Annotated in this window: 1 pseudogene; it reads right to left on the bottom strand. The window is 69.4% G+C overall.

Going from position 1 to position 255, the window contains the following annotated elements:
* Positions 1-255 (bottom strand): annotated as a pseudogene (locus tag U8525_RS34670) (IS4 family transposase); the annotation flags it as partial.

The following is a 255-nucleotide window of genomic DNA, read 5'->3' as shown; positions in this document are numbered from 1 at the left end:
CACCAGGAGTCCTTCATTCCCTTGCGTTTCACACACACCACCGCCCCCACCGGCACCATTGCCGCGGTGACGCGTGCGCCCCGGAGCACCTTTGCGCGCCCGCCTTCGGGCACCCACTCGGCCGCGCGCTTCGTCTCCGCCTCCTCGGACGTGACGAGCACGTCCGCACGGGAGCGCACCACGTACTCGAAGCCGAGTTGCCCCAACAGCGCGTAGAACTTCACGTCCGCGAAGCCCCGGTCCGCCACCACCGTC

Origin of the sequence: Corallococcus sp. RDP092CA (genome assembly GCF_041903675.1) — a bacterium.
GTDB lineage: Bacteria > Myxococcota > Myxococcia > Myxococcales > Myxococcaceae > Corallococcus.
This window is presented reverse-complemented; position numbering and strand designations above follow the sequence as displayed.